The 24,939-nt window shown below is 72.2% G+C and carries 18 protein-coding genes; 7 read left to right on the forward strand and 11 right to left on the reverse strand.

Annotated features, from left to right (window positions below; genetic code table 11):
• Positions 1-161 precede the first annotated feature (161 nt).
• The 5 genes from V4F39_RS14700 to V4F39_RS14720 all read right to left on the reverse strand — a co-directional run bounded on the left by V4F39_RS14700 (position 162) and on the right by V4F39_RS14720 (position 6,256).
• A complete protein-coding gene (locus tag V4F39_RS14700) occupies positions 162-1,856 on the reverse strand; it encodes an ABC transporter ATP-binding protein (RefSeq protein ID WP_332290298.1) in 1,695 nt (564 codons plus the stop codon).
• Between the two features lie 2 nt (positions 1,857-1,858).
• On the reverse strand, positions 1,859-2,911 hold the full coding sequence (locus V4F39_RS14705; protein WP_332290300.1) for an ABC transporter permease: 1,053 nt from the start codon (positions 2,909-2,911) through the stop codon (positions 1,859-1,861).
• Positions 2,908-3,846 (reverse strand): ABC transporter permease, encoded by a 939-nt coding sequence (locus V4F39_RS14710; RefSeq protein ID WP_332290301.1) that lies wholly within the window; start codon positions 3,844-3,846, stop codon positions 2,908-2,910. Before V4F39_RS14710 ends, V4F39_RS14705 begins: the two co-directional genes overlap by 4 nt.
• A 216-nt stretch (positions 3,847-4,062) precedes the next feature.
• Positions 4,063-5,082 (reverse strand): porin, encoded by a 1,020-nt coding sequence (locus V4F39_RS14715; protein WP_332290302.1) that lies wholly within the window; start codon positions 5,080-5,082, stop codon positions 4,063-4,065.
• Between the two features lie 202 nt (positions 5,083-5,284).
• Complete coding sequence (locus V4F39_RS14720; RefSeq protein WP_332290303.1) at positions 5,285-6,256, reverse strand: LysR family transcriptional regulator; 972 nt, start codon at positions 6,254-6,256, stop codon at positions 5,285-5,287.
• Positions 6,257-6,397: 141 nt separating this feature from the next.
• On the opposite strand from V4F39_RS14720, the gene V4F39_RS14725 reads away from it, so the two are divergent.
• The 7 genes from V4F39_RS14725 to V4F39_RS14755 are packed head-to-tail and all read left to right on the forward strand — an operon-like array spanning position 6,398 to position 15,963.
• The gene (locus V4F39_RS14725) at positions 6,398-8,257 is read left to right on the forward strand and encodes an ABC transporter substrate-binding protein (RefSeq protein ID WP_332290304.1); all 1,860 of its coding nucleotides are present in this window, start codon (positions 6,398-6,400) and stop codon (positions 8,255-8,257) included.
• Complete coding sequence (locus V4F39_RS14730) at positions 8,254-10,098, forward strand: ABC transporter substrate-binding protein (protein ID WP_332290305.1); 1,845 nt, start codon at positions 8,254-8,256, stop codon at positions 10,096-10,098. Before V4F39_RS14725 ends, V4F39_RS14730 begins: the two co-directional genes overlap by 4 nt.
• On the forward strand, positions 10,095-11,951 hold the full coding sequence (locus V4F39_RS14735; protein WP_332290306.1) for an ABC transporter substrate-binding protein: 1,857 nt from the start codon (positions 10,095-10,097) through the stop codon (positions 11,949-11,951). Before V4F39_RS14730 ends, V4F39_RS14735 begins: the two co-directional genes overlap by 4 nt.
• A 27-nt stretch (positions 11,952-11,978) precedes the next feature.
• The gene (locus V4F39_RS14740) at positions 11,979-12,512 is read left to right on the forward strand and encodes a sigma-70 family RNA polymerase sigma factor (protein WP_332290307.1); all 534 of its coding nucleotides are present in this window, start codon (positions 11,979-11,981) and stop codon (positions 12,510-12,512) included.
• Positions 12,513-12,525: 13 nt separating this feature from the next.
• A complete protein-coding gene (locus V4F39_RS14745) occupies positions 12,526-13,347 on the forward strand; it encodes an anti-sigma factor family protein (protein ID WP_332290309.1) in 822 nt (273 codons plus the stop codon).
• Positions 13,348-13,376: 29 nt separating this feature from the next.
• Complete coding sequence (locus V4F39_RS14750; protein WP_332290311.1) at positions 13,377-14,999, forward strand: AmpG family muropeptide MFS transporter; 1,623 nt, start codon at positions 13,377-13,379, stop codon at positions 14,997-14,999.
• A 40-nt stretch (positions 15,000-15,039) separates the two neighbouring features.
• Positions 15,040-15,963: a M48 family metallopeptidase gene (locus V4F39_RS14755; RefSeq protein ID WP_332290313.1), complete on the forward strand. Its 924-nt coding sequence runs from the start codon at positions 15,040-15,042 to the stop codon at positions 15,961-15,963.
• Positions 15,964-15,970: 7 nt separating this feature from the next.
• On the opposite strand, the gene V4F39_RS14760 is transcribed toward V4F39_RS14755, so the two are convergent.
• From V4F39_RS14760 to V4F39_RS14785, 6 genes are all read right to left on the reverse strand, one after another.
• Entirely contained in the window at positions 15,971-17,335 is a 1,365-nt protein-coding gene (locus tag V4F39_RS14760) for a Dyp-type peroxidase (protein ID WP_332290315.1), read from the reverse strand.
• A gap of 1 nt (position 17,336) precedes the next feature.
• Positions 17,337-17,666, reverse strand: a complete 330-nt coding sequence (locus V4F39_RS14765; protein WP_332290317.1) for a hypothetical protein — start codon at positions 17,664-17,666, stop codon at positions 17,337-17,339.
• A gap of 86 nt (positions 17,667-17,752) precedes the next feature.
• Positions 17,753-21,079 carry a FecR domain-containing protein gene (locus V4F39_RS14770; RefSeq protein WP_332290319.1) on the reverse strand — a complete coding sequence of 1,109 codons (3,327 nt, stop codon included), beginning with the start codon at positions 21,077-21,079 and terminating at the stop codon, positions 17,753-17,755.
• A gap of 152 nt (positions 21,080-21,231) precedes the next feature.
• Positions 21,232-23,475 (reverse strand): adenylate/guanylate cyclase domain-containing protein, encoded by a 2,244-nt coding sequence (locus tag V4F39_RS14775; protein ID WP_332290321.1) that lies wholly within the window; start codon positions 23,473-23,475, stop codon positions 21,232-21,234.
• Positions 23,472-24,125, reverse strand: coding sequence for a Crp/Fnr family transcriptional regulator (locus V4F39_RS14780; protein ID WP_332290322.1), 654 nt, complete (start codon positions 24,123-24,125; stop codon positions 23,472-23,474). Before V4F39_RS14780 ends, V4F39_RS14775 begins: the two co-directional genes overlap by 4 nt.
• A gap of 74 nt (positions 24,126-24,199) precedes the next feature.
• Complete coding sequence (locus tag V4F39_RS14785) at positions 24,200-24,928, reverse strand: helix-turn-helix transcriptional regulator (RefSeq protein WP_332290323.1); 729 nt, start codon at positions 24,926-24,928, stop codon at positions 24,200-24,202.
• Positions 24,929-24,939: the final 11 nt, after the last annotated feature.

The raw sequence follows: 24,939 nt of genomic DNA on the forward strand, positions 1-24,939 counted from the left end.
ATGGCAAGCTCCTTGGCGTGCACGGACAGCGCAGCTTCCATGCCATCGCCGCCGAGGCCCCGATCCGTCACGCCGCACCCCGAATGCGACAAGATGTGACACCCCGAGCCGGCAGGCCGCCGACGCTTTGTGCCACCCGGCGCCGCAAGCGACGCGTTTTGTCACACGGCGGGTTGGTAGCCGCGGGGCACGGCGCCGAGCAGCCGCCGGGTGTAGTCGTGCTGGGGGGCCGCCAGGATCTGCTGCGCGCTGGCCTGCTCGACCACCTCGCCGTCCTTCATCACCAGCACCTCGTCGCTGATGAAGCGCACCACCGCGAGGTCGTGGCTGATGAAGACGTAGGCCAGGCCGAATTCGTCCTGCAGGTCCTTCAGCAGGTTGAGCACCTGCGCCTGGACCGAGACGTCGAGCGCACTCACCGCCTCGTCGAGCACCAGCACCTCGGGCTGCAGCGTCAGGCAGCGCGCGATGGCGATGCGCTGGCGCTGGCCGCCGCTGAACTCGTGCGGGTACTTGCCGAAGGCGCCCCCGTCGAGCCCCACCTTGTCCAACAGCAAGCGCGCGCGGTGCTCCCGCTCGGTGGTGTCGGCGCCGATGCCGTGGATGGCCATCGGCTCGATGAGCGCCTGCCCGATCGTGAAGCGCGGGTTCAGCGACGCGTACGGGTTCTGGAACACGATCTGGATGCGCCGACGCATCGCCTGGCGCTCCCGGTCGGTCAGCGTGAGCAGGTTCCGGCCGTCGAAGATCACCTCGCCGCCGGTCGGCTCGTGCAGCCGCAGCAGCGTCAGGCCCATCGTCGTCTTGCCGGAGCCCGACTCGCCGACCACGCCCAGCGTATGACCGCGGCGCAACTGGAAGCTGACGCCGCGCACGGCGGGGAACTCCCGCTTGCGGAAGAGCCCGTGGGGCAGGAAGAAGCTCTTGGCGAGCGAGCGCACTTCCAGCACCACCGGCGCAGCGGCGTCCTTGGGCGGGGGCTGCACGGCCGGCTGCGTCGGCTGGCCCGCGATGTAGTCGTCGATCACCGCGAGCCGCGCAGGATGCCGGTCCAGGCTCGGGCGGCAGGCCAGCAGCGCCTGCGTGTAGGCGTCCTGCGGTGCGCTGAAGATCTGCGCCACGGGCCCCTGCTCGCGGATCACGCCGTGGCGCATCACCACCACCTGGTCGGCGATCTCCCCGACCACGCCCAGGTCGTGGCTGATGAAGAGCACGCTCATGCGGTGCTTGTCCTTCAGCCGCGCCAGCAGCTCGAGGATCTGCCGCTGGATGGTCACGTCGAGCGCCGTGGTGGGCTCGTCGGCGATCAGCAGCCGGGGCTCGCAGGCCAGGGCCATCGCGATCATCACGCGCTGCTGCTGCCCGCCCGACAGCTCGTGCGGATACGCACCCAGCCGGCGCCGCGGCTCGGGCATGCCGACCTCGGCCAGCAAGGCCTCGGCACGCGCCAGCGCCGCCCGCCGGCCCAGACCCAGGTGCCGGACCAGCGGCTCGCACAGCTGCTGGCCGACCGTGAACACCGGGTTCAGCGAGCTCATCGGATCCTGGAACACGCAGGCGATCTCGCGGCCGCGCAGGGCGAGCAGCGCCGCCGGGCCGGCCTGCAGCAGGTCACGCCCGCGGTAGCCGATGCGGCCGCGGCGCTCGGCGTTGTCCGGCAGCAGGTTCAGGATGGACATCGCCGTCACGCTCTTGCCGGAGCCCGACTCGCCGACCAGCGCGACCGTGGTGTTCTCCGGCACGTCGAAGCTGACGCCGACCGCGCCGCGGCCCACCGCCTCGGTGCGCTGCATCACCCCGCCGGCCTTGCCCATGCGGAAGGCCACGTGCAGGTCCTGGATGCTCAACAGGGTCATGTTCACTCCAGCCCGCGCAGCTTGGGGTCGAGCGCATCGCGCAGCGCATCGGCCATCAACGAGAAGGCGGTGACGAACACCGCCATGAACAGCGTGGCGGCGGCCAGCTGCCACCAGTGGCCGAGGATCAGCTCGCTCTGCGCCTCGGCGAGCATCGTGCCCCAGCTCACCTGGTCGACCGGCACGCCCAGGCCCAGGTAGCTCAGGATCACCTCGGCCTTGATGAAGCCCACCACCAGCAGCGACATGCGCACGAGGATCACATGGCTGACGTTGGGCAGGATGTGGCGGAACATGCGCGACGCCGCCGAGGCGCCGATGGCCTCGGCCGCGCGCACGTACTCTCGGCTGCCATGCTTGATGAACTCGGCGCGCACCTGGCGGTAGATGCCCGTCCAGCCCGTCAGCCCGAGGATCAGCACCACCGTGCCGATGCCGCGGCCGAAGACCGCCGCGAACGCGAAGATCAGCAGGATGTCGGGGATCGAGGTGAAGACGTTGTAGATCCACTCGATGAAATCGCCCAGCCGGCGGCCGAAGAAGCCCGCCAGCGCGCCGAGCAGCGTGCCCACCAGCGCGGCCAGCGCGGCGGCGAGCACGCCGACGAAGACGGAGATCTGCGTGCCCTTGACGGCCTTGGCCAGCACGTCGCGTCCGAGCCGGTCGCCACCCAGCGGCAGGGTCTCCGCCTTGTGCACCTCCTCGGTCGCGAACTGCCGGGCGCGTTCGTCCCACTCCTTGTAGCGCGGCGCCAGCGGATCGACCGCCGAGAGATCGACGTTGGGCCCCGGGGGCACCTCGATCGCGGCCTGCTCCTGGGCGTCCGCCGGCCCGAGCAGGGTCGGCGGCGCGTTGGGCACGCCGATCTCGCGCTGCCAGCCGGAAGCGAGCCAGCCCAGGCCGGCCAGCGTGATCAGCACCAGGAAGGCCAGCACGACGATCGACGACGCCATGCCGATGCGGTCGCGCCGGAAGCGCCGCCACGCGGCATGCCAGACGCCTTCGGAACGTTCGGCCGCGGCCACCGCCGGCGAGGTCGGCAGGACCGCGCTCATTTCAGCACCACCCGCGGGTCGACCAGCTTGTAGAGCAGGTCCACGCCCAGGTTGATCACCATCGTCAGCACCGCCAGGTAGACCGTGACGGCCTGGATGACCGGGTAGTCGCTGCGGTTGACCGCCAGCAGCACCTCGCGGCCCAGGCCGGGGATCGAGAAGAAGACCTCGATCAGGAACGAGCCGACGAAGATGCCCGGCAGCTGCAGCCCGATGTTGGTGAGGATGGGGATCATCGCGTTGCGCAGCACGTGCTTGAACAGCACCGTGCGCTCCGGCAGCCCCTTGGCGCGCGCGGTGCGCACGTAGTCGTGGCCCAGTTCGTCGAGGAAGAAGCTGCGGTACAGCCGCGTCTGCGGCGACAGCCCCACCGCCACCGCCAGCAGCACCGGCAGCGGGGCGTAGGTCAGCAGGTTGGTCAGCGTCGAGTCGCTCCAGCCCTGCACCGGGAACCAGCCGAGCTGGAAGCCGAAGACGTACTGGCCGACGATGATGTAGACCAGGAACGAGATCGACAGCGCCACGGTGGTGGCCACCATGATGACGCGGTCGGTCAGCGAGCCGCGGCGGTAGGCCACCCACATCGCGATGGGCAGCGCGAGCAGCACGTCGAGCACCAGGATCGGCACCATCACCGTCAGCGTGGCCGGCAGCCGCGTCGCGAAGAGATGGCTCACCGCCTCGTTGGTCGCCCAGCTCTTGCCCCAGTCGAAGGTGGCGATGCTCTTCAGGAAGATCCAGAACTGCACGTACCAGGGCTCGTTGAGCCCGAGCTGCTCGCGGATCGCGTCGACCTGCTCGGCGGTCGCGTTGAGCCCGCCGAGGATCTCGGCCGGGTCGCCGCCGAAGAACTTGAACAGCAGGAACACCAGCAGCACGACGCCCGCGAGGGTCGGGACCATCTGCCACAGGCGGCGCACGAGGTAGGCCGTCATCGATCACAACTCCATGCAAGCCGCACGCCGGCGGCGGCGCACGGTGCGGTGACGTCAAGGATGGCGCAGTGTAGGACCAGCTTCCGGCCCGGCGGGCGGGCGTAAAAAAGGGCCCGGACGAGAACTCGCCAGGGCCCGAAGGAGGTTGGAAAACCTCTTGTTCAACCAGTTTGTCTATGCAAGCGGCGCACCGAGGCGCCGTGCAGGGTCAAGCCATCAGAACGAGTGGCGGATGCCCAGGTCGAAGCCTTGCGACTTCTCGCCGCGCAGCTGCGCCGACGTCGCGCCGTTGCCGGCCACCGAGTATGCGCCGGTGCCGTCGTTCTTGATATAGGCGTAGGTCGTGTACAGCGCGGTCCGCTTGGACAGGTTGTGCACGTAGCCGATGGCGAACTTGTCGGCCTCGCGGTCGTCGATCGCACCGCCCTTGCCGTCCACCTTCGAGTACGACGCGCGGAACTCGCCGGCGCCGAACGGCACCGCGGTGCCGACCGTCAGCAGGCGGTCCTTCATGTTGTCGATCTCGGCGTTCTGGAACGACGCGAAGAGCTTGGCCACGCCGAAGTCGTAGGTCCCGGCCAGCACGTACAGGTCGAGGTCCTCGTTGCCGAGCACTTCCTCGTTGCGGCCGTAGGCGAAGCTCACGTCCACCGGGCCCGACTTCCAGCCGATGCGCCCGCCCATGTACTTGGCACCCGTGGTGCCTTCGCCGGCCGCGACGGCCAGCGTGCCGTACACGCCGCCCAGGGTGCTCGGCAGGAAGTACTGCACCATGTTGTCGGCGCGGCTCTTCGAGACGACGGTCGAGCCGGGGGCCGAGACGTACAGGTTGCTGATGTCGGCGATGCCGGTGGCGCCGAACGGATCCGACGATTCCAGCGCGAGCTGGGTCGGGGTCTTGTCGCGGCCCAGGCGCACTTCACCGAAGTTGCCCATCAGGCTGACGGTGGAGCGGCGGCCCCAGAACTTGCTGCTGTCCGCCGTGCCCGAATCGGGGTTGATCGCGGACTCGAGCCAGAAGCCGGCCTTCAGGCCGCCGCCGAGGTCCTCGACGCCGCGCACGCCGAAGCGGCTGCTGGAGTTGCCGTTGTTGGCCAGTTGCCATTGCTTGACGTCGCCGTTCTTCACGTAGCGGCCGGCCACGTCGACGACGCCGAACAGCGTGACCGACGACTGGGCGGAGGCGGCGCCGGCGAAGGCACCGAGGGCGGCAAGAGCGAACAGGGTCTTTTTCATTTGCGAACTTCTCCGTGGGTTAGAGGACGGCCGGGCAGCGGGCGAATCCCGTCAAGCCGCGCTCGAACTGAACCGTCAGGGTTAACGATAGGGAGGAACCGCAGGCAGGACGAGCCGGTGTGCACACAACACAGCATTGACGGCATCGCAACAATCGATGTGCTAGGAATTGGTTGATTCCATCAACCAATTCACACGATTGTCATGCGGCCGTCATCTCCGTGTCATCTCTGGCCTCGGCCATCGCCTGCAGCCAGGGGTCGTGCGCCTGGCCGCCGAACTTCTCGACGAGGAAATCGATGAACAGCCGCGACCTCGCCGTCTGGTGCTTGCGGCTGGGCATGCCGGCATGCAGCTCGTAGGCGCCCAGCCGCCAGTCGCCCAGCACGCGCTCGAGTTGCCCGCGCTGCACCGCCTGCCCGGCCACGAAGGACAGCGTGTTGACGATGCCCATGCCCGCCATCGCCGCCTCGTACAGGGTCTCGTGGTGCATCGTGTCGATGGCGCCGCCGCGCCGGCCGCGCACGACGATGCTGTCCCGCCCCGCGTCGTCCGCCGGCTCGAAGCGCCAGGGGCGCAATCCCGGGGTGACGCTGGACACCAGCAGCTCGTGCTGCGCCAGCTCCGACGGATGCCGCGGCCGGCCGCGCTGGTCGAGGTAGGACGGTGCGGCGCACAGCAGCAGCTCCGACCGCGCCAGCCGGCGCGCGACGAATTCGCCGTCGAGCGAATCCTCGGGCGCCACGAGCAGCGTGACGTCGGCGTTGTCGTCGAGCACGTCGGGCGCCTGGGTCGGCTCGATGTGCAGCGCCACGCGGGGATGCCGCTCGCGGAACTCCGGCAGCAGCCGCACCAGCTGGTGGGACAGCAGCGTCGGCGGTGCGGCGATCCGCAGCACGCCGGCCTCGTCGCTGGCGTCGCTGCGCGTGCGCTGCTCCGCATCCTCGACCGCCGCGAGGATCCTGCGGACGCGGTCGAGGTAGGCGGCCCCGACGTCGGTGACCGACAGCCGGCGCGTGGTGCGGTGCAGGAGCCGGGCCTGCAGATGCGCTTCGAGCTGCGCCACGGTGCGGGTGATGACGGCGGGCGTCATCTTGAGGGCCCGCGCCGCGTTGGCGAAGCTGCCTTCGTCCACCACGTTGACGAAGACCCGCATGGCTCTGAGCATGTCCATGAAAGACGTGGTGCCACGGGAATACTAGGGTTAACCAGTGTAGGCAGCAGAAAGCACGCCTTCATGAAGCGCCTGTTAACGCTGCATTGCGCCAAGGCGAATGCCGGCCGAGGAACACTCGGCCGTCGCTAGACTCGGCCGATGAACTCCCCAGCCGCTGCGATGGCCTTCTGGCGCTGTACCTTGCTCGTGGTGTCGGCGGCCGCGTTCATGCCGGCCGCGATGGCCGCCCCGGCGGGGACGGCGGTGGCGCCGGCTGCCGCCACGGGCCCGAAGGTGCTGCGTTACGCGTTCCGCGTGGCCGAGACGGGCTTCGATCCCGCGCAGGTGATCGACCTCTACTCGCGCATCGTGCTGGCATCGGTGTTCGAGGCGCCGCTGGAGTTCGAATTCCTCGCCCAGCCGGCGCGGCTGCGGCCCAGCACGGCTGCGTCCATGCCCGAGGCCAGCGCCGACCACCGCACCTTCACCGTCCGCATCCGCCCCGGCATCCACTTCGCCGACGACCCGGCGTTCGGGGGCCGGCCGCGCGAGCTGACCGCCGAGGACTATGTCTACTCGATCAAGCGCCATTACGACCCGCGCTGGAAGAGCCCGCAGCTCTACGTGCTGGAGAACGCGAAGATCCTGGGCCTGGCGGCGCTGCGCACGCAGGCGCTCGAGGGCAAGCAGCCCTTCGACTACGACCGCGAGGTCGAAGGCCTGCGGACCCTCGATCGCTACACCTTCCAGATCCGCCTGGCCGACCCGGCGCCCCGCTTCCTCTACAACCTCGCCGACGCCTCGTTCACCGGCGCCGTCGCGCGCGAGGTGGTGGAACGCTACGGCGACGCGATCATGGAGCACCCGGTGGGCACCGGGCCCTACCGCCTCGTGCGCTGGCAGCGCAGCGCACGCATGGTGCTCGAGCGCAACGAGGCTTACCGCGACCGGCGCTACGACGAGCAGCCGCCCGAAGGCGACGCGCGCCTGGCCGCCATCGCCGCGCAGCTGCGCGGCCGGCGGCTGCCGATGATCGACCGCATCGAGCTGTCGATCATCGAGGAGAACCAGCCGCGCTGGCTGTCCTTCCTGGACGGCGGCATGGACCTGCTGGAGGAGCTGCCCGCCGAGTACGCGCCGCTCGCGATCCCGAACAACCAGCTCGCGCCGCACCTGCACCGGCGCGGCATCACGATGCACCGCTACCCGCGTGCGGACGCCGCGCTCTCGTACTTCAACATGGAGCACCCGCTGGTTGGCGGCCACGCGCCCGCGCAGGTGGCGCTGCGGCGGGCGATCTCGCTGGCGGTCGACGTGCCCACCGAGATCCGCGTGGCGCGCGGCGGGCAGGCCGTGCCGGCGCAGGGGCCGATCGCCCCGCTGACCTGGGGCCACGACCCGGCCTACAAGAGCGAGATGGGCGACCACGACCGGGCCCGCGCCAAGGCCCTGCTCGACCTCTACGGCTACCGCGACGTCGATGGCGACGGCTGGCGCGAGCAGCCCGACGGCCGCCCGATGGCGATCGACTACGCCAGCCAGCCCGACCAGCAGAGCCGCCAGCTGGCCGAGCTGTGGCAGAAGAACATGCGCGCCGTCGGCATCCGGGTGAACTTCCGCACCGCCAAGTGGCCCGAGAACCTCAAGGCCGCGCGCGCCGGCCAGCTGACGATGTGGGGCGTGGGCTGGGGGGCCACCCAGCCGGACGGCGACACCTTCCTGGCGCTGGGCTACGGCGGCAACAAGGGCTCGGCCAACCTCGCGCGCTTCGACCTGCCGGCATTCAACGCGCTGTACGAGCTGCAGCGCACGCTGCCCGACGGCCCCGAGCGCGCGGCCGCAATGGGCCAGGCGCGCGACCTGCTGGTAGCGTACATGCCGTACAAGATCCACCTGCACCGCATCTTCACCGACCTCGCGCAACCATGGCTGATCGGCTACCACCGCAACATCTTCGTCCGCGATTTCTGGAAGTACGTGGACGTGGACCCGGCGCTGCAGGCCGAGGCACGGCGATGATGCGCGCGGCCCGCAGCCTGGCCGCGCTCGGCACGCTGGCCGCGGGGCTGGCGCTGGCCCAGGCACCCGCGCCGCAGGCCGCACCGGCGGCCGCCGGCACGCCGCCCAAGGTGCTGCGCTACGCGTTCCCCACGGCGGAGACGGGCTTCGATCCGGCGCAGGTGAGCGACCTGTACTCGCGCACCGTCACGCCGCACATCTTCGAGGCGCTGTACCAGTACGACCCGCTCGCGCGGCCGGCCAAGGTGCGCCCGCTCACCGCCGACGGCATGCCCGAGCACAGCGCCGACTACCGCACCTGGACGGTCCGGCTCCGGCCGGGCATCTACTTCGCCGACGACCCGGCCTTCGGCGGCAAGCCGCGCGAGCTGGTCGCCGCCGACTACGTCTACACCTTCAAGCGCTTCGCCGACCCGGCCGTCAGGAGCCCGGCCTGGACCTGGCTGGCGCAGTTCGGCTTCCTCGGACTGGAGGGCCTGCGCGACGCCGCGCTGAAGGACAAGCGGCCGTTCGACTACGACACGCCGATCGAGGGACTGAAGGCGCTGGACCGCTACACCGTGCAGTTCAAGCTCGCCAAGCCGGCGCCCCGCTTCATCACCGGCGCGCTGGCGGGCAGCGACCTCACCGGCGCCGTCGCGCGCGAGGTGGCCGAGCGCTACGGCGCGGACATCCCGGCGCACCCGGTCGGCACCGGCCCCTTCGTGCTGAAGCAGTGGCGGCGCAGCTCGCTGATCGTGCTCGAGCGCAACCCGGCCTACCGCGACGTGCGCTATGTCGCCGAGCCTGCGCCCGACGACGCCGAGGGCCAGGCGCTGCTGGCACGCTTCAAGGGCCGCCGCCTGCCGATGATCGACCGCGTGGAGATCTCGATCATCGAGGAGAACCAGCCGCGCTGGCTGAGCTTCCTGCAGCAGCAGGCCGACCTGATCGAGGCGCTGCCGCCCGAGTTCGTCAACCAGGCCATGCCCAACGGCAAGCTGGCGCCGTACCTCGCGCAGCGGGGGCTGCAGGCCTACCGGAACAAGCGGTCCGACGTGACGGTGACCTTCTTCAACATGGACCACCCCATCGTCGGCGGGTACACGCCCGACAAGGTGGCGCTGCGCCGTGCGATCGGCCTCGCGCTCGACATCGAGTCGGAGATCCGGCTGATCCGCGGCGGCCAGGCGATCCCCGCGCAAAGCCCGGTGGTGCCGAACACCTGGGGCTACGACCCCGCCTTCAAGAGCGAGAACGGCGACCACGACCCGGCACGCGCCAAGGCCCTGCTCGACCTCTACGGCTACGTCGACCGCGACGGCGATGGCTGGCGTGACATGCCCGACGGCTCGCCGCTCCTGCTCGAGAAGGCCACCCAGCCCGACCAGGTCAGCCGCCAGCACGACGACCTCTGGAAGCGCAACATGGACGCGATCGGCGTGCGCATCCGGTTCAAGCCCGCCAAATGGCCGGAGAACCTGAAGGCCGCGCGCGCCGGCACGCTGATGATGTGGGGCGTGGGCGGCCTGGCGGCCGACCCCGACGGGCTGGGCACCTTCCAGCGCTTCCACGGCCAGCAGATCGGCGGCCAGAACATGGCGCGCTTCAAGCTGCCGGCATTCGACGCGATCTACGACCGCCTCGACGCCATGGCCGACGGCCCCGAGCGCAATGCGCTGTTCGACGAGGCGCGCAAGCTGGCCGTGGCCTACATGCCCTACAAGGCGCACACCCACCGCATCGCCACCGACATGGCTCAGCCTTGGCTGATCGGCTACCGGCGCCCGGTCTTCTGGCAGGACTTCTGGCAGTACGTCGACATCGACGCCGCGGCGCAGCAGGCCCGCATGCAGCCGTGACGCGCACCGCCGCCCGCCGGCTGGCGCGCCTCGTGTGCGGCCTGGCCGCGGCGCTGCTGCTGCCGCAGGCGGGCGGCGCGGCGGGGCCCGCCGCCGCCGGGGCGCCGGCCAAGGTGCTGCGCGTGGCCTTCAATTCGGCGGAGACGGGCTTCGATCCCGTCAGGATCAGCGACATCTACTCGCGCACCGTCACCGCGCACATCTTCGAGGCGCCCTACGCCTACGACCCGCTGGCCCGGCCGGCGAAACTGCGGCCCCTGACGGCCGCGGCGCTGCCCGAGCACAGCGCCGACCACCGCCGCTGGACGGTGAAGCTGCGCCCGGGCATCCACTTCGCCGACCATCCGGCTTTCGGCGGGCGGCCGCGCGAGCTCGTTGCGCAGGACTACGTCTACACCTTCAAGCGCTTCGCCGATCCGGCCAATGCCAGCCCGGTGTGGTCCACCCTCGAGAGCCTGGGCCTCGTCGGGCTGGCCGAACTGCGGCAGCAGGCGCTGGACGGCCGGCGGCCCTTCGCCTACGACCAGGCGATCGACGGCGTGCATGCACCGGACCGCTACACGCTGCAGTTCACGCTGCGCGAACCGCGGCCGCGCTTCGCCTCGGTGCTCGCGGCGAGCGACGTCTTCGGCGCGGTCGCGCGCGAGGTGGTCGAGCGCCATGCCGGCAGCGTCGCCGAGCACCCGGTCGGCACCGGCCCCTTCCGGCTGCGCCAGTGGCGCCGCAATTCGCTCATCGTGCTCGAGCGCAACCCCGACTTCCGCGAACTGCACTACGACGCCGAGCCCGCCGCGGACGATGCCGCCGGCCAGGCGCTGCTGGCCCGCTTCCAGGGGCGGCGCCTGCCGATGGTCGACGAGGTGCACATCACCGTCATCGAAGAGGAGCAGCCCCGCTGGCTGAGCTTCCTGAACGGCCAGATCGACGCCGTCGCGGGGGCCTACGGCTCGCTGCCCGGCAGCTTCGCCCCGACGGCCGTGCCCAACGGCCGGCTCGCGCCCCACCTGGCCCGGCGCGGCATCACCGCGCAGCGGCAGGTCAATGCCGACGTCGTCCTGACCTACTTCAACATGGAGGATCCGGTGGTCGGCGGCTACACGGCCGAGCGCGTCGCGCTGCGGCGGGCGATCGGGCTGGCGATGGACAGCCGGCGCGAGGCCCGCCTGATCCGCCGCGGCCAGGCCGTGCCCGCGCAGTCGATCGTGGTGCCGCACACCACCGGCTACGACGCCGCGTTCAAGAGCGAGAACGGCGACCACGACCCGGTGCGCGCCAAGGCGCTGCTGGACGTCTATGGCTACACCGACCGCGACGGCGACGGCTGGCGCGAGCAGCCGGACGGCGCGCCGCTGCGGCTGCAGCTGGCGACGCAGCCCGAGCAGATCTACCGCCAGTTCGACGAGCAGTTCCGGCGCGACATGGAGGCCATCGGCGTGCGGGTGCGCTTCGTGACCGGGCAGTGGCCCGAGCAGCTGAAGCAGGCGCGCGCGGGCAGGCTGATGATGTGGATGCTCGGCAGCAGCGCCTCGGGGCCCGACGGCCAGGATGCGCTGCAGCGCCTGCACGGGCCGCAGGCCGGCGGCCAGAACCTCGCACGCTTCAGGCTGCCGGCCTTCGACGCGGTGTACGAGCGCCTGTCCGCGCTGCCCGACGGCCCCGAGCGCGACGCGCTCTTCCTCGACGCGAAGCGGCTGTCGATTGCCTACATGCCGTACAAGGCGACGGTGCACCGGGTGAGCACCGACCTGCTGCACCCCTGGGTCGTCGGCTACCGCCGGCCGCTGTTCTGGAACGAGTGGTGGCACCGGGTCGACATCGATGCGGCCGCCCGGGCCCGCGCGGTGCGGGAATGAACCGCGGCATCCCCGCGTACACCGTTGGTGCAAGCCCCCGCCGCCTTCCGCCAGCAGTTGCTGGGCGCCATCCCGCGCCTGCGCCGCTACGCCCGTTCGCTGGTGTTCGAAGTCCACCTCGCCGACGACCTGGTGCAGACGGCCCTGGAGCGGGCGCTGGCGCACTGGCACCAGTTCGACCAGCAGCGCGACCTGGCGATGTGGCTGCTGTCGATCCTGCACAACGCGCACCTCGACCTGCGGCGCCGGGAAGGGCGCACCACCGCGATGGACCCCGCCGATGTGGCCGCCGAGATCGACGCCCAGGCCGTGCGCGGTGCGAGCGACCCGGGGCTGCGCATCGACCTGGAGGCCGGGCTGCGCCGCCTCTCGCACGACCAGCGCGAGATCCTGATGCTGGTGGGGGTCGAGCAGCTGAGCTATGCGGAGGCCGCCGAGCTGCTGCGCATCCCTATTGGCACGGTGATGTCGCGGCTGTCGCGCGCGCGCACCGCGCTGCGGCAGGCGCTGGACGGCCACGCGCCGGCGCCCGCGATCCCCACGCTGCGCCGCGTGATCTGATGGCCCGACGACCATGACCGCCTCCTCCCCCCGTCCCGACGACACCGTGCTCGGCGCCTGGCTCGACGGCGAGCTCGATGCCGCCGAGCACGCCCGCGTGATCGCCTGGATGGCGGAGCACCCGGAGGACGCATCGCGCGTCCAGGCCTGGGCGGCCGACCGGGATGCGCTGCGCGGCCACTTCGCGGGGGTGGCCGACGAGCCCGTGCCTGCGGCGCTGGCGCGGACGGTGTGGCGCCGGCCGCAACGCGCCGCCTGGGCCCGCGCCGCGATGGCGGCGGGCCTGTTCGCCGCCGGCGCGCTGGCGGGCGGGGGCACCGTCTGGTGGGGCCGCGGCGAAGGCGCCGCCGGCATCGCGCAGATGCAGGCCGCGCCGGCGCCCTGGGTGCAGCGGGCCGCGCTGGCGCACGGCGTGTACGTGCCCGAGCGGCGCCATCCGGTCGAGGTGCGGGCGCAGGAGGAACACTTGGCCCGCTGGCTGACGCGCCGCACCACCATCCCGGTCAAGCTGTTCGACCTGCGCGACCAGGGCTTCGAACTGATCGGCGGCCGGCTGCTGCCCGACGGCGCCAGCCCGAGCGCGCAACTGATGTATCAAGATGACGCAGGCCAGCGCGTGACCGTCTACCTGCGCAAGCCCGACGCGGACACGCCAGCGGCGTTCCGCTACGAGCGGCAAGGGGCGCTGGGCCTCTTCTACTGGGTCGAGGCCGGCGCCGGCTACGCCCTGGCAGGCACGTTGCCGCGCGAGCGGCTGCTGTCGCTGGCCGAGGCGATCCACCGCCAGCAGCCGGCCCCGACCGCCGGCACACCTGCTTCCACACCCGGGCAATGACGCGGCAGGGGGCTGCCTAGAATCGCCCGATGTCCGAACCCGCCTCCGCCGCCCGCGCGCGCCCCCCCCTGCAGCGCACGGCGGCGCAGCGCGTGGCCGCGTGGCACCGGCTGCTGGCGGTGACGGTCCTGGGCTTCGCCTCGGGCCTGCCGCTGGCGCTGACAGGGCAGGCGATGCAGGCCTGGCTGAGCCTCGAAGGGCTGGACGTCGCGACGATCGGCTTCCTCAGCCTGGTCGGCCTGCCCTACACCTTCAAGTTCCTGTGGGCCCCGCTGATGGACCGCTTCGAGCTGCCCTGGCTGGGGCGGCGGCGCGGCTGGCTGGTGCTGACGCAGCTGGCGCTGGCGGCCGTGCTGTGGCTGCTGGCGGACACCTCGCCGTCGGCGGCGCTGCGCACCTTCGCGCTGCTGGCCGTGCTCACGGCCTTCGTCTCGGCATCCCAGGACGTGGTGATCGACGCCTACCGCACCGACCTGCTCGCGCCCGCCGAGCGCGGGCTGGGTTCGTCGCTGAACGTGCTCGGCTACCGGCTGGCGATGATCGTCTCGGGCGGCGTCGCGCTGATCTGGACCGACCCTGCCAACGCGCTCGCGGGCCACGGCTGGAGCTGGCCCGGCGTCTACCGGCTGATGGCCGCGTTGATGCTGGGCGCCGCCGCCGTGTCGGCGCTGCTGCTGCCGCGGCTGCCGCATGCGGCCGTGCCGCGCACGGTGGCGCGCAACGACCTGCTGGGCTTCCTCGCCGTCGTCGCGGCGGTCGCGGTGGGCGTGGTGCTGACCGACCGGGCGGCCCAGCCGCTGGCGCGCGCGCTGCTATCGCCCGTCTTCGCCGGCAGCAGCCTCGCCCCGGCGCTGCAGGCCAAGTGGGCGGAGCTGCTGGGGCTGCTGATGGGCATCGGCGTCACGCTGCCGCTGGCGGCGTGGGCGGCCCGGCGGGCCCGTTTCGAGACGCTGCTGTCGGGCCTGGCCAACTACTTCGCGCAGCCGGGCGCCGCCGCCTTCCTCGCGTTCATCGTGCTCTACAAGCTGGGCGACGCCTTCGCCGGCTCGCTGATGACGCCGTTCCTGCTCAAGGCGATGGCGTACAGCCCGGCCGAGGTCGGCGTGGTCAACAAGGTGATCGGCCTGTGGCTGACGATCGGCGGCGCGTTGCTGGGCGGCGCGCTGATGCTGAAGCTGGGCCTGTGGCGTGCGCTGCTCGCCTTCGGGCTGCTGCAGATGGCCAGCAACCTGGGCTTCTGGTGGCTGGCCGTCCATGGCCCCGGCGTGCTGCCCGGGCTGACCCTGCCGGCCTTCGACTGGGGCGTGGTGCAGCTGGCGCAGGCGACGCGGGTCGACGGGGGGCTGCTGATGGTGATCGCCTTCGAGAACCTCTCGGGCGGCATGGGCACGGCCGCGTTCGTCGCCTTCCTGATGAGCCTGTGCAACCAGCGCTTCACCGCGACGCAGTTCGCGCTGCTGTCGGCGTTCGCGTCGGTGGGCCGGGTCTGGGTGGGGCCGCTCGCCGGCGTGCTGGCCGAGTCGATCGGCTGGGCGAGCTTCTTCCTCGTGTCCACGGTGGCCGCCGTCCCGGCGTTGATCATGCTGTGGAAGCTGCGCGCGAGCATCCGGGCACTCGAAGTGCCGGCAGGGGCCGCGGCAGCGGACGACTGACCGCCCTTCCTAGAATCCGGCCAACTTCCCACCGAACGCCATGACCCAGACCTTCCGTACCGATGCCGACATCGCCGTGCCGCACGGCTGGGGCTGCCGATGCGCGCTGCACGGCCGGCGGCTCTTCACCGGCGCGCTGGTCGCGGGTGCCGCGCTGCCCGCGCTCGCGCAGCAGCGCGACCCCGAGGGCGTGCGCGGCGACGTGGGCAAGGAATCCCAGTTCTCCAAGCTGGTGCCGGCCGAGCAGGTCGAGCAGGCCGCCGCCCAGCAGTACGAGCAGATGAAGCGCGAAGCCGCCCAGCAGCGCGCACTGGCACCCGACAACCATCCGCAGGTGGTGCGGCTGCGCACGATCTCGCAGCGGCTGATCCCCTTCTGCGACGGCTGGAACCGCCGGGCCACCCAGTGGCGCTGGGAGGTCAACCTGATCGGCAGCCAGCAGCTCAACGCCTTCTGCATGCCGGGCGGCAAGATCGCCTTCTACTTCGGCATCCTGCAGCAGCTGCAGCTGAGCGACGACGAGGTGGCCACCATCATGGGCCACGAGATGGCCCACGCGCTGCGCGAACACGCGCGCGAGCGCATGGGCAAGACCACCGCCACGCGGCTGGGCGCGAGCCTGCTGTCCAGCGTGCTGGGGCTGGGCGGCACGGGCGACGCCCTGCTCAACATGGGCAGCCAGCTGCTGACGCTGAAGTTCAGCCGCGACGACGAGTCCGAGGCCGACATCGTCGGCATGGACCTCGCCGCGCGCGCGGGCTACGACCCGGCGGCGGGCGTCACGCTGTGGCAAAAGATGCTGCAGGCGAGCAAGGGCGCGCCGCCGCAGTTCCTGAGCACCCACCCGGCGGGCGAGACGCGGATCCGCGACATCCAGGCCAAGCTGCCGAAGGTCCAGCCGCTCTACACCCGCGCGGCCAAGCCGCCGCGCAAGTTCGAGCCGCCGGCGCCCGGCAAGGGCTGAGCCCGGCTCAACCGGGCAGGTGCACCATCCGCGTCAGCACCGAGCGCGCAGGGGCATGGAAGTACTCGCCCCCCTTGAGCGTCACGAAGGACTGGAAACCCGCGGGCCCTGCCGGCCAGCGCAGGCTGCCGCCCGCCGCGGTGCCGGCGATCGCATCGGGGCCGTCGCCCTCGGCCTGCACGTTCGCCCGCTGCTGCAGGCGCTCGAACTGCATGCCGATGGCACTCTGGAAGCACATGAACTGCAGGCCCACGCCGCCCTCCGGCAAGGCCTCCAGCGGCGCGGCCGCCAGCTCGTCGAAGGTCTGCGGCACGGTGCCGTAGCTGATGCCGCGTCGCACGATGCGTTCGTCCCGGCCCTGCCCGTCGCGCGGGTTGATGCGGCGGATGTGGGCGCTGAAGGGGCAATGCCGGCCTTCGGCATCGCCGCTGAAGTCGAAGTCGTTGACCTCGCCCGGGCGCCCCGTGTCCGCCGCGCCCGGCGGCTGCAGCGGCGAGCCGTCGGGGTAGCGGCCGACCATCAGCGCCCCGGCCCGCGCCGCGTCGCCGCGCGCATCGGGGTGGGTCTGCGCCAGGGCCCGCAGCGCGCGGTGGAAACCGCGCACGTCCTGCTCGAGCTTGCGCCAGACCAGGTAGCTGCCGAAGGCCTGCGCACCGCCGGCCGCGTCGGGCGCCAGCACCAGCGACAGCGGCGCCGACGGGTCGTGGTGCACGTGGGCGGCCGCACCCTCCAAGTCTTCCGCCAGATCCTCCTCGAAGAACAGCGGCTGGCTGCGGCCATCGGCGAAACCGAAATGCTCCACGAACCGGTAGGCCGGCAGCAGGCCATCGCGGTGCTTGCGCTGGTGCGCCTGGCCCTGCTCCACGGACCAGTGTGCGATGCCGTCGAGGCTGGCGACCAGCCGCGCCTGCTCCTGCTGCAGCCGCGGCGCCTCGGCATGCGCCAGCAGCACCATGGCGTGCAGCTCGTGCTGCAGGTCGGCGTCCCAGGTGTCGGGCGACGGGTCGCCCAGGCGCTGCGCCGCGGCGCGCATGCCGGCCTGGAACGCCGGATCGGCCGGCTGCAGCGCCTGCGGCACGCCGAGGTGGCGATAGCCCGCGGCACTGAGGTAGAAGCCCCAGAACGGGGCCGCCCCCGGCAGTTCGTAGGCGTTGCCGCCTGCGAACTGCACCGCGGCGGTCTCCACCCAGCCGCCGAACGCGCTGACCCAGCGCCTCGCCTCGCGCGGCGCGCAGTGGAAGCGCAGCAGGATCAACGCACAGCGCTCGCGGCCGTGGCCGCGCAGGATGTTGCCCTGCAGGTCGCGCAGCAGGGGCTGCAGCCTTGCATCGGCACGCGATGCACGGCCCTCGGGCATCCGGCCGGACGCCACCTCAGGGGATCCAGACCGGCACGCCGTTGAGGATGGTGCAGTACTGCGCCCGCGCGGCGGCGTACTCGACCTTGATCACCTCGCCCTCGTCGGGCCGCACGCGCGTGTTCGCCAGCACGACCGGGCCCTTGAGGTCGGCGATGCGCAGGTCGCTGTCCGCGACGTAGAGCACGTCCTCCGACACGCCCCCGGCCTTGGCCGATCCGTAGACGAAAAACAGCTTGGGATCGGTGATGCCGAACTCCTTCTCCAGCAGCTGCACCAACGGGGAGTCGGCAGCGATGCGGTGCTCGGTGGTCTGGGCGATCGGCGAGTTGGGGGTACTGCTCAAGAGGTTCTCCAGTGGTTCGAGTGATAGGAAGTGCCGGCGCCTGCGTCAGGCGGTCCGGCGGGCGTTCGCCGTCAAGGGCGAGGGGATCAGAACGACATCTGCGTCGCCAGCACCACGCTGCGCGCGGGCAGGTAGCGGCCGAGGCGCAGCTCGCCGGAGCGGAAGCTGTCGTCCTGGAATCGGAAACGTTCTCCCAACAGGTTCTTGGCGGTGAGCGAAACGGTGACCGGCCTGCCCGGCACCTGCATGCCCAGCGTGAGGTCGACCAGCGTGAAACGCTCGCGCCCCGTGGCCTGCCGGGCGTCGGGCTGCCGCTCGACGGTCTGGCGCACCGAGGTGACCGCCAGCTCGGCGAACCGCCCGCCGGGCCAGAAATAGCGCGCCGCCAGCGGGACCGAAGTGGTGCGCAGCAGCGTCGGCGTGTCCATCTGGGCCCGCACCGGAATCCGGCCGAAGCGGTCCTGCTCGACGCCGGCCCGCACGGCCACGCGCGGGGCCGGCGTCCAGAAGACCTGCGCGTGCAGCAGCCGCTCGGACATCGATTCCCCGGGGTGCCACTGCCCCCCCTGCAGGCCGGGCGCGCCCATTAGCTTGCGGCGTTGCACCGACAGGGTCAGCCGCAGGTCCGGGCGCATCGTGAGGTCGGTCGCCGCCGCGAGCACTTCGGCGCGCGTGCTGCTGGGATCGTCGAAGAACTGGTTGAAGCCGGCCACCTGGGTCGGCTCCAGCGTGCGGTCCGCGCCGAATCCCCGCTTGAGCGTGCGGAAGCTGGCCAGGCGCATCGCAAAACCGTCGGACGGCGACCAGATCGCGCCGAGCTTGTGGTGCCAGCGCCGGATGTCCGCGCCCTGCGCCTCGCGGTGCTCCCGCGACAGCCCCAGCGTGGTCGACCAGGCCGCGGAGGGGCGGTGGAGCCAGTAGGCGTAGGCCTGCCGCTCGTGGGTGGGATCGACGGCGCTGCTCACGCATGGCGCCGCGGCGGGGCACAGGCCGACTTCGTCGGCAAGCACGACCCGCACGTCGATGCGGTGCCGGACCTGGGCGTTCCCCGCACCCAGCAGGACCGTGGAGCGCGCGGTGCGCCACTGGTACTGCAGCTCGGTCATGTGGCCGGGCGCGTCGGAGCCGCCGAACACTTCGGTGAGCGGCGTCGAACTCAGCAGGCGCCGGTCCTCGAGTTCGACGTCCTGGCGCGACAGCAGCCACAGGTGGCCGGCCCCCGGCCGCCACGCCACCCCCAGCCGCCCGACGCGCTGCTGCGTCTCGTTGCGCTGCCCGGGCTGGCGGTCTGCCGGATCGAAGACCTGCTGCAGCTCCCCGGCGCGGGTGCTGCGCCGCGCCAGCTCGAGCTGGAGGTTGAGCGAAGGGTCCGGGGCCGCCTGCAGCAGCACGTTCTCGATGTGGTGCGTGATGTCGCTGTTGGAGCGGAAGCCGTCGCTGTGGTAGCGGAAGAGCCCGGCGCTCAGCGCCCACCGCTCCGCGGCGTAGGAGGTGTCGACGCCCAGCGACCACAGCCCGCGGCTGCCGGCGGCGAGGTCGATGCGTCCGCTCGCGCCGCGCTCGTCGAACAGCCGGGTGTGGTCGTCAGGCTGGCCGAGCACGCTGTCGTCGATCAAGCCCATCACCGGGGCGGAGCGGTGGGGCGGCCGGGTGGGGGTCGCCTGCACCGGCTGCAGCAGCAGCGCCTGCAGTTCCTCGCTCGCGCTCGCGGCCTCGTGCCGGTCGAGCGAGCGATAGACGTCGGCCAGGAAGCGATGCGGCGCGGCGTTGCCGGGGTCGACGGCCAGCGCCTTCGCCGCCTCGGTGAGCGCCAGGCGCCCGAACCCCAGGGCGTCGTACACCCGGGCCAGCCCCGCGCCGCGCACGGCCAGGTCCTCGTCGAGCAGCAGCCGCGAGCGGAACACCGCGCGCCGGTCGTTCAGCGCGATCGAGCGCGTGATGTCGTCGAGCGCCTCGACCGGGCGGTGCGTGAGCAGCTTGTGCATCGCCTCGTAGAACCAGGGCGTCGGATCGTTGGGATCCCGCGCCTTGGCGAGCGCGAACTGCGTTTCGGCGTGGTGGCCGCGCCGCTCCTGCGCGTAGGCCTTGCCGAGGTAGCTGCGCAGCAGCGCGTTCTCGGGGTCGAGGCTGACGGCGATCTGGATCGATTGGCGCCCGGCCACCAGATCGCCCTCGTGGATTTGCGCGAGGCCCAGGCCCATGCGGGGCAGCGGGTCGCCCTGGTCGAGCTGCTGCGCGCGCTCGAAGGCCGCCCGGGCGGTCGCGGTGTCGAAATGGCCCAGCAGCGTGAAGCCGAAGGCCGTGTGCGCACGCGACAGCCCCGGGCCGGCCTCCACCGCACGCAGCGCGGCAGCGCGGGCGGCGGCGGCATCGCCGGCATACAGGTACAGCTCGGCCAGCCGCGCCCAGCCCAGCGCGTTGCCCGGATCGAGCGCGACCGCAGCCCGGGCGTGGGCTGCCGCGTCGTCCAGCGCGAAACGCGACTGCTGCACGTACGACATCGCCAGCTGCGGGGCCGCGGCGCGCCCGTCGGCGGCGACGGCCCGCTCCGCCAGCGCCCGGGCGCGCGGCGCATCGTTGTGCACCAGCGCAACGACGGCCTGCAGCGCCAGCGCCTCCGCGTACGCGGGGCCTGCATCGATCGCCGCCAGCTCGGGGGCGGCTTCGTCGACCCGCCCGACGTCGAGCAGCAGTGCCGCGCGCTGCAGGCGCCAGGCGCCGGAACGCTCCTGCGCCGGGACCGCATCGAGCCGCGCGACGGCCTCGGCGACCCGGCCGGCGTCGCGCAGCGCCAGCGCCTCGCGCACGGCGGGCAGCTCCGTACCGGCCGCTGGGCGCACCGTGGGGTAGTGCACGGCCCAGTGCACAGCCTCGGCCGGTCGCACCGCCAGGGACCGGACGGGCTGGGTGTTCGCGCCGCCCGAAGCCATCTCGCCGGCGCCCAGCGCCACCTCACCGGCCGGGTTGCTCGCGACGACGCGGCCCTCGTACACCAGGACGCTCGCATCGGCCGTGCCGACCTTCACGAGGAACTCGGTGCCCTCGACGTTCGCGTTGACGAAGGGTGTGGTCAGGCGGAACGGCTTCGGCGTGCGGGTGATGACGTTGACGATGCCGCGCAGCTGCTCGATCAACGTTCCGCCTGGCGCCTCGGGAGCCTGCAGCGTCACGCTGGTGTGCTGGTCCAGGCGCAGCGACGTCTCATTGCGCATCAGCAGCGCGGCGCGGCTGCGTTCGCCGACCCGCACCACGTCCCCGGCGCACAGGGGCTGCTCGGGCGCGACCCGCACCCAGTCAGCCGCCCCTCGGCGCAGCTCCACCGCGCCCTGCACGGAAGCCACACGCGCCACCGGCTCGGCGCAGGCGGGCGCGGCCCACGCCCGCGGCACCGCGCACCACAACACCAACGTCACCCCGGTGACGGCGGCCCTGCGGATCCAGCGGCGGTGGCGGGCCGTTGTCCGCCCACTCGAATGGGTGCTTGGTTGCAAACTTTTTCACTCAGACGCAAATATTCGTCGGCGCGTAGGCTAACGCACACTCGCAACTTTACGGATGTGCTGTGTCACTTTGTTGCGACGGTCACCGGCGCAGCGGGGTCCTGGTCCGGGCCGTCACGCAGCCACCGCTGGCAGCGCTGCAGGTAATACGCGGCCGGCCCGTCGTCGGGCCGCTGCGCCAGCGCCTCGGCGAATGACGGCAGCGCCGCGGCCGCTTCCCCGCGCCGGTACCGCGCGAGGCCCGTCGCGAAGGCGCTGCAGCCGGCGCGCAGCGGCTCGTCGGCCTGCGCCTGCCGCGCCAGCACCTCGACGACGTCCACGGCCTCGCGCTTGCCCGCCAGCCGGAACGCGCCCACCGGCCGCAGCAGCAGCACCTCTTCCAGGCCTTCGACCGCCTGGGCGGACGCCAGGATGCGCGTGCCCAGCAGCTTGTTCAGCCCTTCGAGGCGGGAGGCCGTGTTGACCGCGTCGCCCACCGCGCGGAAGTCGTAGCGCTGCCCGGCCCCCACCGTGCCGATGCGCATCTCGCCGCAGTGCAGACCGATGCGCGTCGGCAGGCGCGAGGGTGCGTCGACCGGCAGCGCCGCGATGGCCGCCTGCATGTCGAGCGCCGCTTCGCAGCTCCGGCGGCGCAGCGCCAGCTCGTCCTGGCCGAGGTCCCACACCGCCACGATCGCGTCGCCCACCACGTCGACCACCCAGCCGCCGTGCCGCTCCACGGGCTCGAACAGGCAGGCGTAGTAGCGGTTCATCGTGTCGCCGAGCGACTGCGGATCCATCTGCTCGGCCAGCGCGGTGTAGCGCTCCGCGTCGGTGAACAGGCAGGCGCCCCTGGCCAGGCGGTAGGCCGAAGCGACCTGGCCAGGGGCGCCCGCCAGCTGCTCCACCATGTGCCGCGGCAGGAAGTAGCCGAAGGCCTGCTGCATGCGGTGGTGGTCACCGCGGCTGCGGCGGTAGCCCAGCCACAGCCCGAGGGCGACGGCCGCGGGCCACTGCAGGCCGAGAGGCACCACCAACGGCCACCACTGCGATGCGTGCCCGAAGGCGGCCCAGGCACCGGCCGCGTACGCGGCCGCGAGGGCCGCCATCGCCACGAGCTGCGCACGAGGCGCCAGCCGGCTGGCCAGGAGGCCCAGCACGACGCCCCATCCGGCGACCACCCACGCCGCCGCGCCGGCCGGCAGCGGGCGCAGCACGCGGTCCTCCTGCAGGTTCGCGAAGGCGGTGGCGGCGATCTCGACACCGCTGACGTCGACGCCCCGGGCATCCGAGAACACGGTGCGGTAGTCGTCGCGCAGCCGGTCCTGGGCGCCGGCGGTCTGGGCGGAGAAGCCGACGAACACCATCTTGCCGCGAAAGAGCGCCGGGTCCGCCGCTGCCGCGGCGTCGACGTCTGCATAGGACACGGTGCGGACGCTGCGCGCCGGGCCGTAGTAGTTGAGGTAGGCGACGTCGTCGTCCCGGTGCAGCGCGAGCAGCGCGGCCACCCGCCCGGCAGGGGCCGGCAGGGCGCCGGCCGCGGCACCCTGCAGACGCTGCGAGACCGCTGCGGCATGCGCCGGATCCCCCCACAGCCGCTCCCGCAACCGCCGCACCAGCGCTGCGGGATCACCCGCGGCCTCGAAGGGGCCGGCCTGGACGCCGCAGTACGGTGCCGGTGCGCCGGCGCATGACAGGCTGCGCAGGCCATCGACCGCGGCGGGATGGAAGAGGTGGAACGCGAGGACGGGCAGGCTGGGCGTGTGGTCGGCGCCGCCCCGGAAGGTCCAGTAGGCGTCCACGCGCGCATCCTTGGGCAGCACGAAGGGCGCCTGGGCACGCGCGGACTCGCCGATGGGCGACACGGCCGGCAGCACTTGCTCCACCACGGCCTGCGCGCCACCGCCCTCCCACACGTCCGAGCGCAGCGACGAGGTGAGCAGCCCGCGGCCCGTCGCCCGCAGCCCCTCGGCGAACACGGCGTCGTCGTCGGTGGGCGTGTCGAACGTCAGGTCGAACGCCACCAGCCGCGCGCCGTGGGCGTGCAGCGAGCGCAGCAGGTCTGCATGCAGCCGGCGGGGCCATTGCCGCGGCCGCTCGGGCAGCCCGAGCGCCGCGGCAGAGCGTTCGTCGATCGCGACGACCACGACGTCCGCCGGCGGCGCCACGGTGCCCCGCAAGGCGAAGAGCACGCGCAGCCCGACCGAGGATTCGAGCGGCAGCACCGGCGCCAATCCCATGGCGGCCAGCCCCAGCAGCGCCAGGCCCAGGGCCGGCAGCAGGGTCCGCCACCTGCGGCGCGCGGCAGGCGGCGGGCCGGCGGCGTTCACCAGCGGGCGGGCAACGGGCGGCAGATCACGAAACGCTGGGGCTCGAGCCGCACGTAGCCACCGGTTTCCAGGTCCTTGAGCAGCCGGCTGACCATGGCCCGGGAACACCCGAGCCGGCTCGACAATTCCTTGTGCGTCCAGCGCTCGTGGATGACGCGGGTGCCGTCGCCGCTGGGCTCCGACACGGTGTTGACCATGTAGATGAGGCGGCCGTAGACGTCGTTGAGGGCCAGCTGGCGGGCGTTCATGGTCGCGCTGCGCACCCGGCGGATCACCTTGGACAGCAGCTCGAACGCAAACTCGGGATGCTGGGCGATGTGCTCCAGCACCGTCTGCCGGCTCACCAGCGTGCAGGTGCAGCGCTCCAGGGTGATCACGCTCGCCGAGCGCGGGCCGCCGTCCAAGCTCAGCTCGCCCAGGTACTCGCCGGGGCCATAGACGCCATAGGTGATCTCCTGGCCCTTGTCGCCCGCCGAAAAAGCCCTCACCCGGCCCGCCAGCAGGATGAAGATGGTGTCGTCATGGTCACCCTCCTGGATGAGCAGGGCGCCGGGACGGTAATGGCAGGTTCGCCCGCGCTGCGCCAGCCGGTGCAACAGCGGGCTCAGGAAAGGACTCGAGAAATCTTCTTCGCAGTGCTGGTTCAACATCGCTGGGCGCTGCGAGCTCCGATGCTCGCGCGCCGCATCGTACCGGCCCCGCCCGGCAGCGGGAAGCTCGGGCGTCAAGCGTCGAGCCGGGGAGCGGGCCGCCGATCCGCCGCCGCCTGCGTGCGCAGGGCGCTGACCAGCGGCGGCAGCCTGGCGACCTGCTGCATCAGGTCGCGGATGCTCTGCGCCCCGGTCTTGGCCCGGATGCTGCCGACCTGCGTGCGGACGGTGGACAGCCGCACCCCCAGGCACTTGGCGGCCTCGTTCGGGGTGACGCCGGCGCACAAGGCCTTGAGCACCTGCGTCTCGGCGGCGGTGAGGCCGTGGCAGCGGGCGAAGCCCTCGACCGACAACTGCTGGCAGACCTGGCGCTTGCTGAACATCAGCAGCGTGGCGCCCACTTCGCCGACGTCCGCGGCAGGCAGCGGCACCACCGCGATGCTCACGCGCCCGGTGCCCTGGCCGATCGCCAGCATGCAGCGCCGGTCGCGCTGCGCCGCGTCGGCCAGCGCATCGCGCACCGGCCCTTCGTCACCGCTCCAGCGTGTCTGCAGGTGTTCGCCCGCCATGCGCAGCGGGTGCTCCCCGTCGAGTTCGGCACGCGCCACGTGGTTCATGTGGACCACGCGGCCGGGCTGCACGACGATCACCAGGCCGTAGTCGACCTCGTCGAGCGCCAGTTTCAGCCAGTGCCACGGCGCTGCGGACGCTCGCCGCTCCGGGCCCTGGTCGGGCCGCGGCGCACGGTGGCCCGAAGGCACGCCGAGGACGCCCCCCAAAGCCGGCAGTAGTACGTTGAGCATGCCTTCCTCCG

The sequence above is a fragment of the Aquincola agrisoli genome, from assembly GCF_036621135.1.
Taxonomy (GTDB): Bacteria; Pseudomonadota; Gammaproteobacteria; order Burkholderiales; family Burkholderiaceae_C; genus Aquincola; species Aquincola agrisoli.

Excerpts from the sequence above, each read along its gene's own strand:
- V4F39_RS14700 (WP_332290298.1), bottom strand. The coding sequence starts at position 1,856 with ATGACCCTGTTGAGCATCCAGGACCTGCACGTGGCCTTCCGCATGGGC.
- V4F39_RS14705 (WP_332290300.1), bottom strand. The coding sequence starts at position 2,911 with ATGAGCGCGGTCCTGCCGACCTCGCCGGCGGTGGCCGCGGCCGAACGT.
- V4F39_RS14710 (WP_332290301.1), bottom strand. The coding sequence starts at position 3,846 with ATGACGGCCTACCTCGTGCGCCGCCTGTGGCAGATGGTCCCGACCCTC.
- V4F39_RS14715 (WP_332290302.1), bottom strand. The coding sequence starts at position 5,082 with ATGAAAAAGACCCTGTTCGCTCTTGCCGCCCTCGGTGCCTTCGCCGGC.
- V4F39_RS14720 (WP_332290303.1), bottom strand. The coding sequence starts at position 6,256 with ATGGACATGCTCAGAGCCATGCGGGTCTTCGTCAACGTGGTGGACGAA.
- V4F39_RS14725 (WP_332290304.1), top strand. The coding sequence starts at position 6,398 with ATGAACTCCCCAGCCGCTGCGATGGCCTTCTGGCGCTGTACCTTGCTC.
- V4F39_RS14730 (WP_332290305.1), top strand. The coding sequence starts at position 8,254 with ATGATGCGCGCGGCCCGCAGCCTGGCCGCGCTCGGCACGCTGGCCGCG.
- V4F39_RS14745 (WP_332290309.1), top strand. The coding sequence starts at position 12,526 with ATGACCGCCTCCTCCCCCCGTCCCGACGACACCGTGCTCGGCGCCTGG.
- V4F39_RS14750 (WP_332290311.1), top strand. The coding sequence starts at position 13,377 with ATGTCCGAACCCGCCTCCGCCGCCCGCGCGCGCCCCCCCCTGCAGCGC.
- V4F39_RS14755 (WP_332290313.1), top strand. The coding sequence starts at position 15,040 with ATGACCCAGACCTTCCGTACCGATGCCGACATCGCCGTGCCGCACGGC.
- V4F39_RS14780 (WP_332290322.1), bottom strand. The coding sequence starts at position 24,125 with ATGTTGAACCAGCACTGCGAAGAAGATTTCTCGAGTCCTTTCCTGAGC.
- V4F39_RS14785 (WP_332290323.1), bottom strand. The coding sequence starts at position 24,928 with ATGCTCAACGTACTACTGCCGGCTTTGGGGGGCGTCCTCGGCGTGCCT.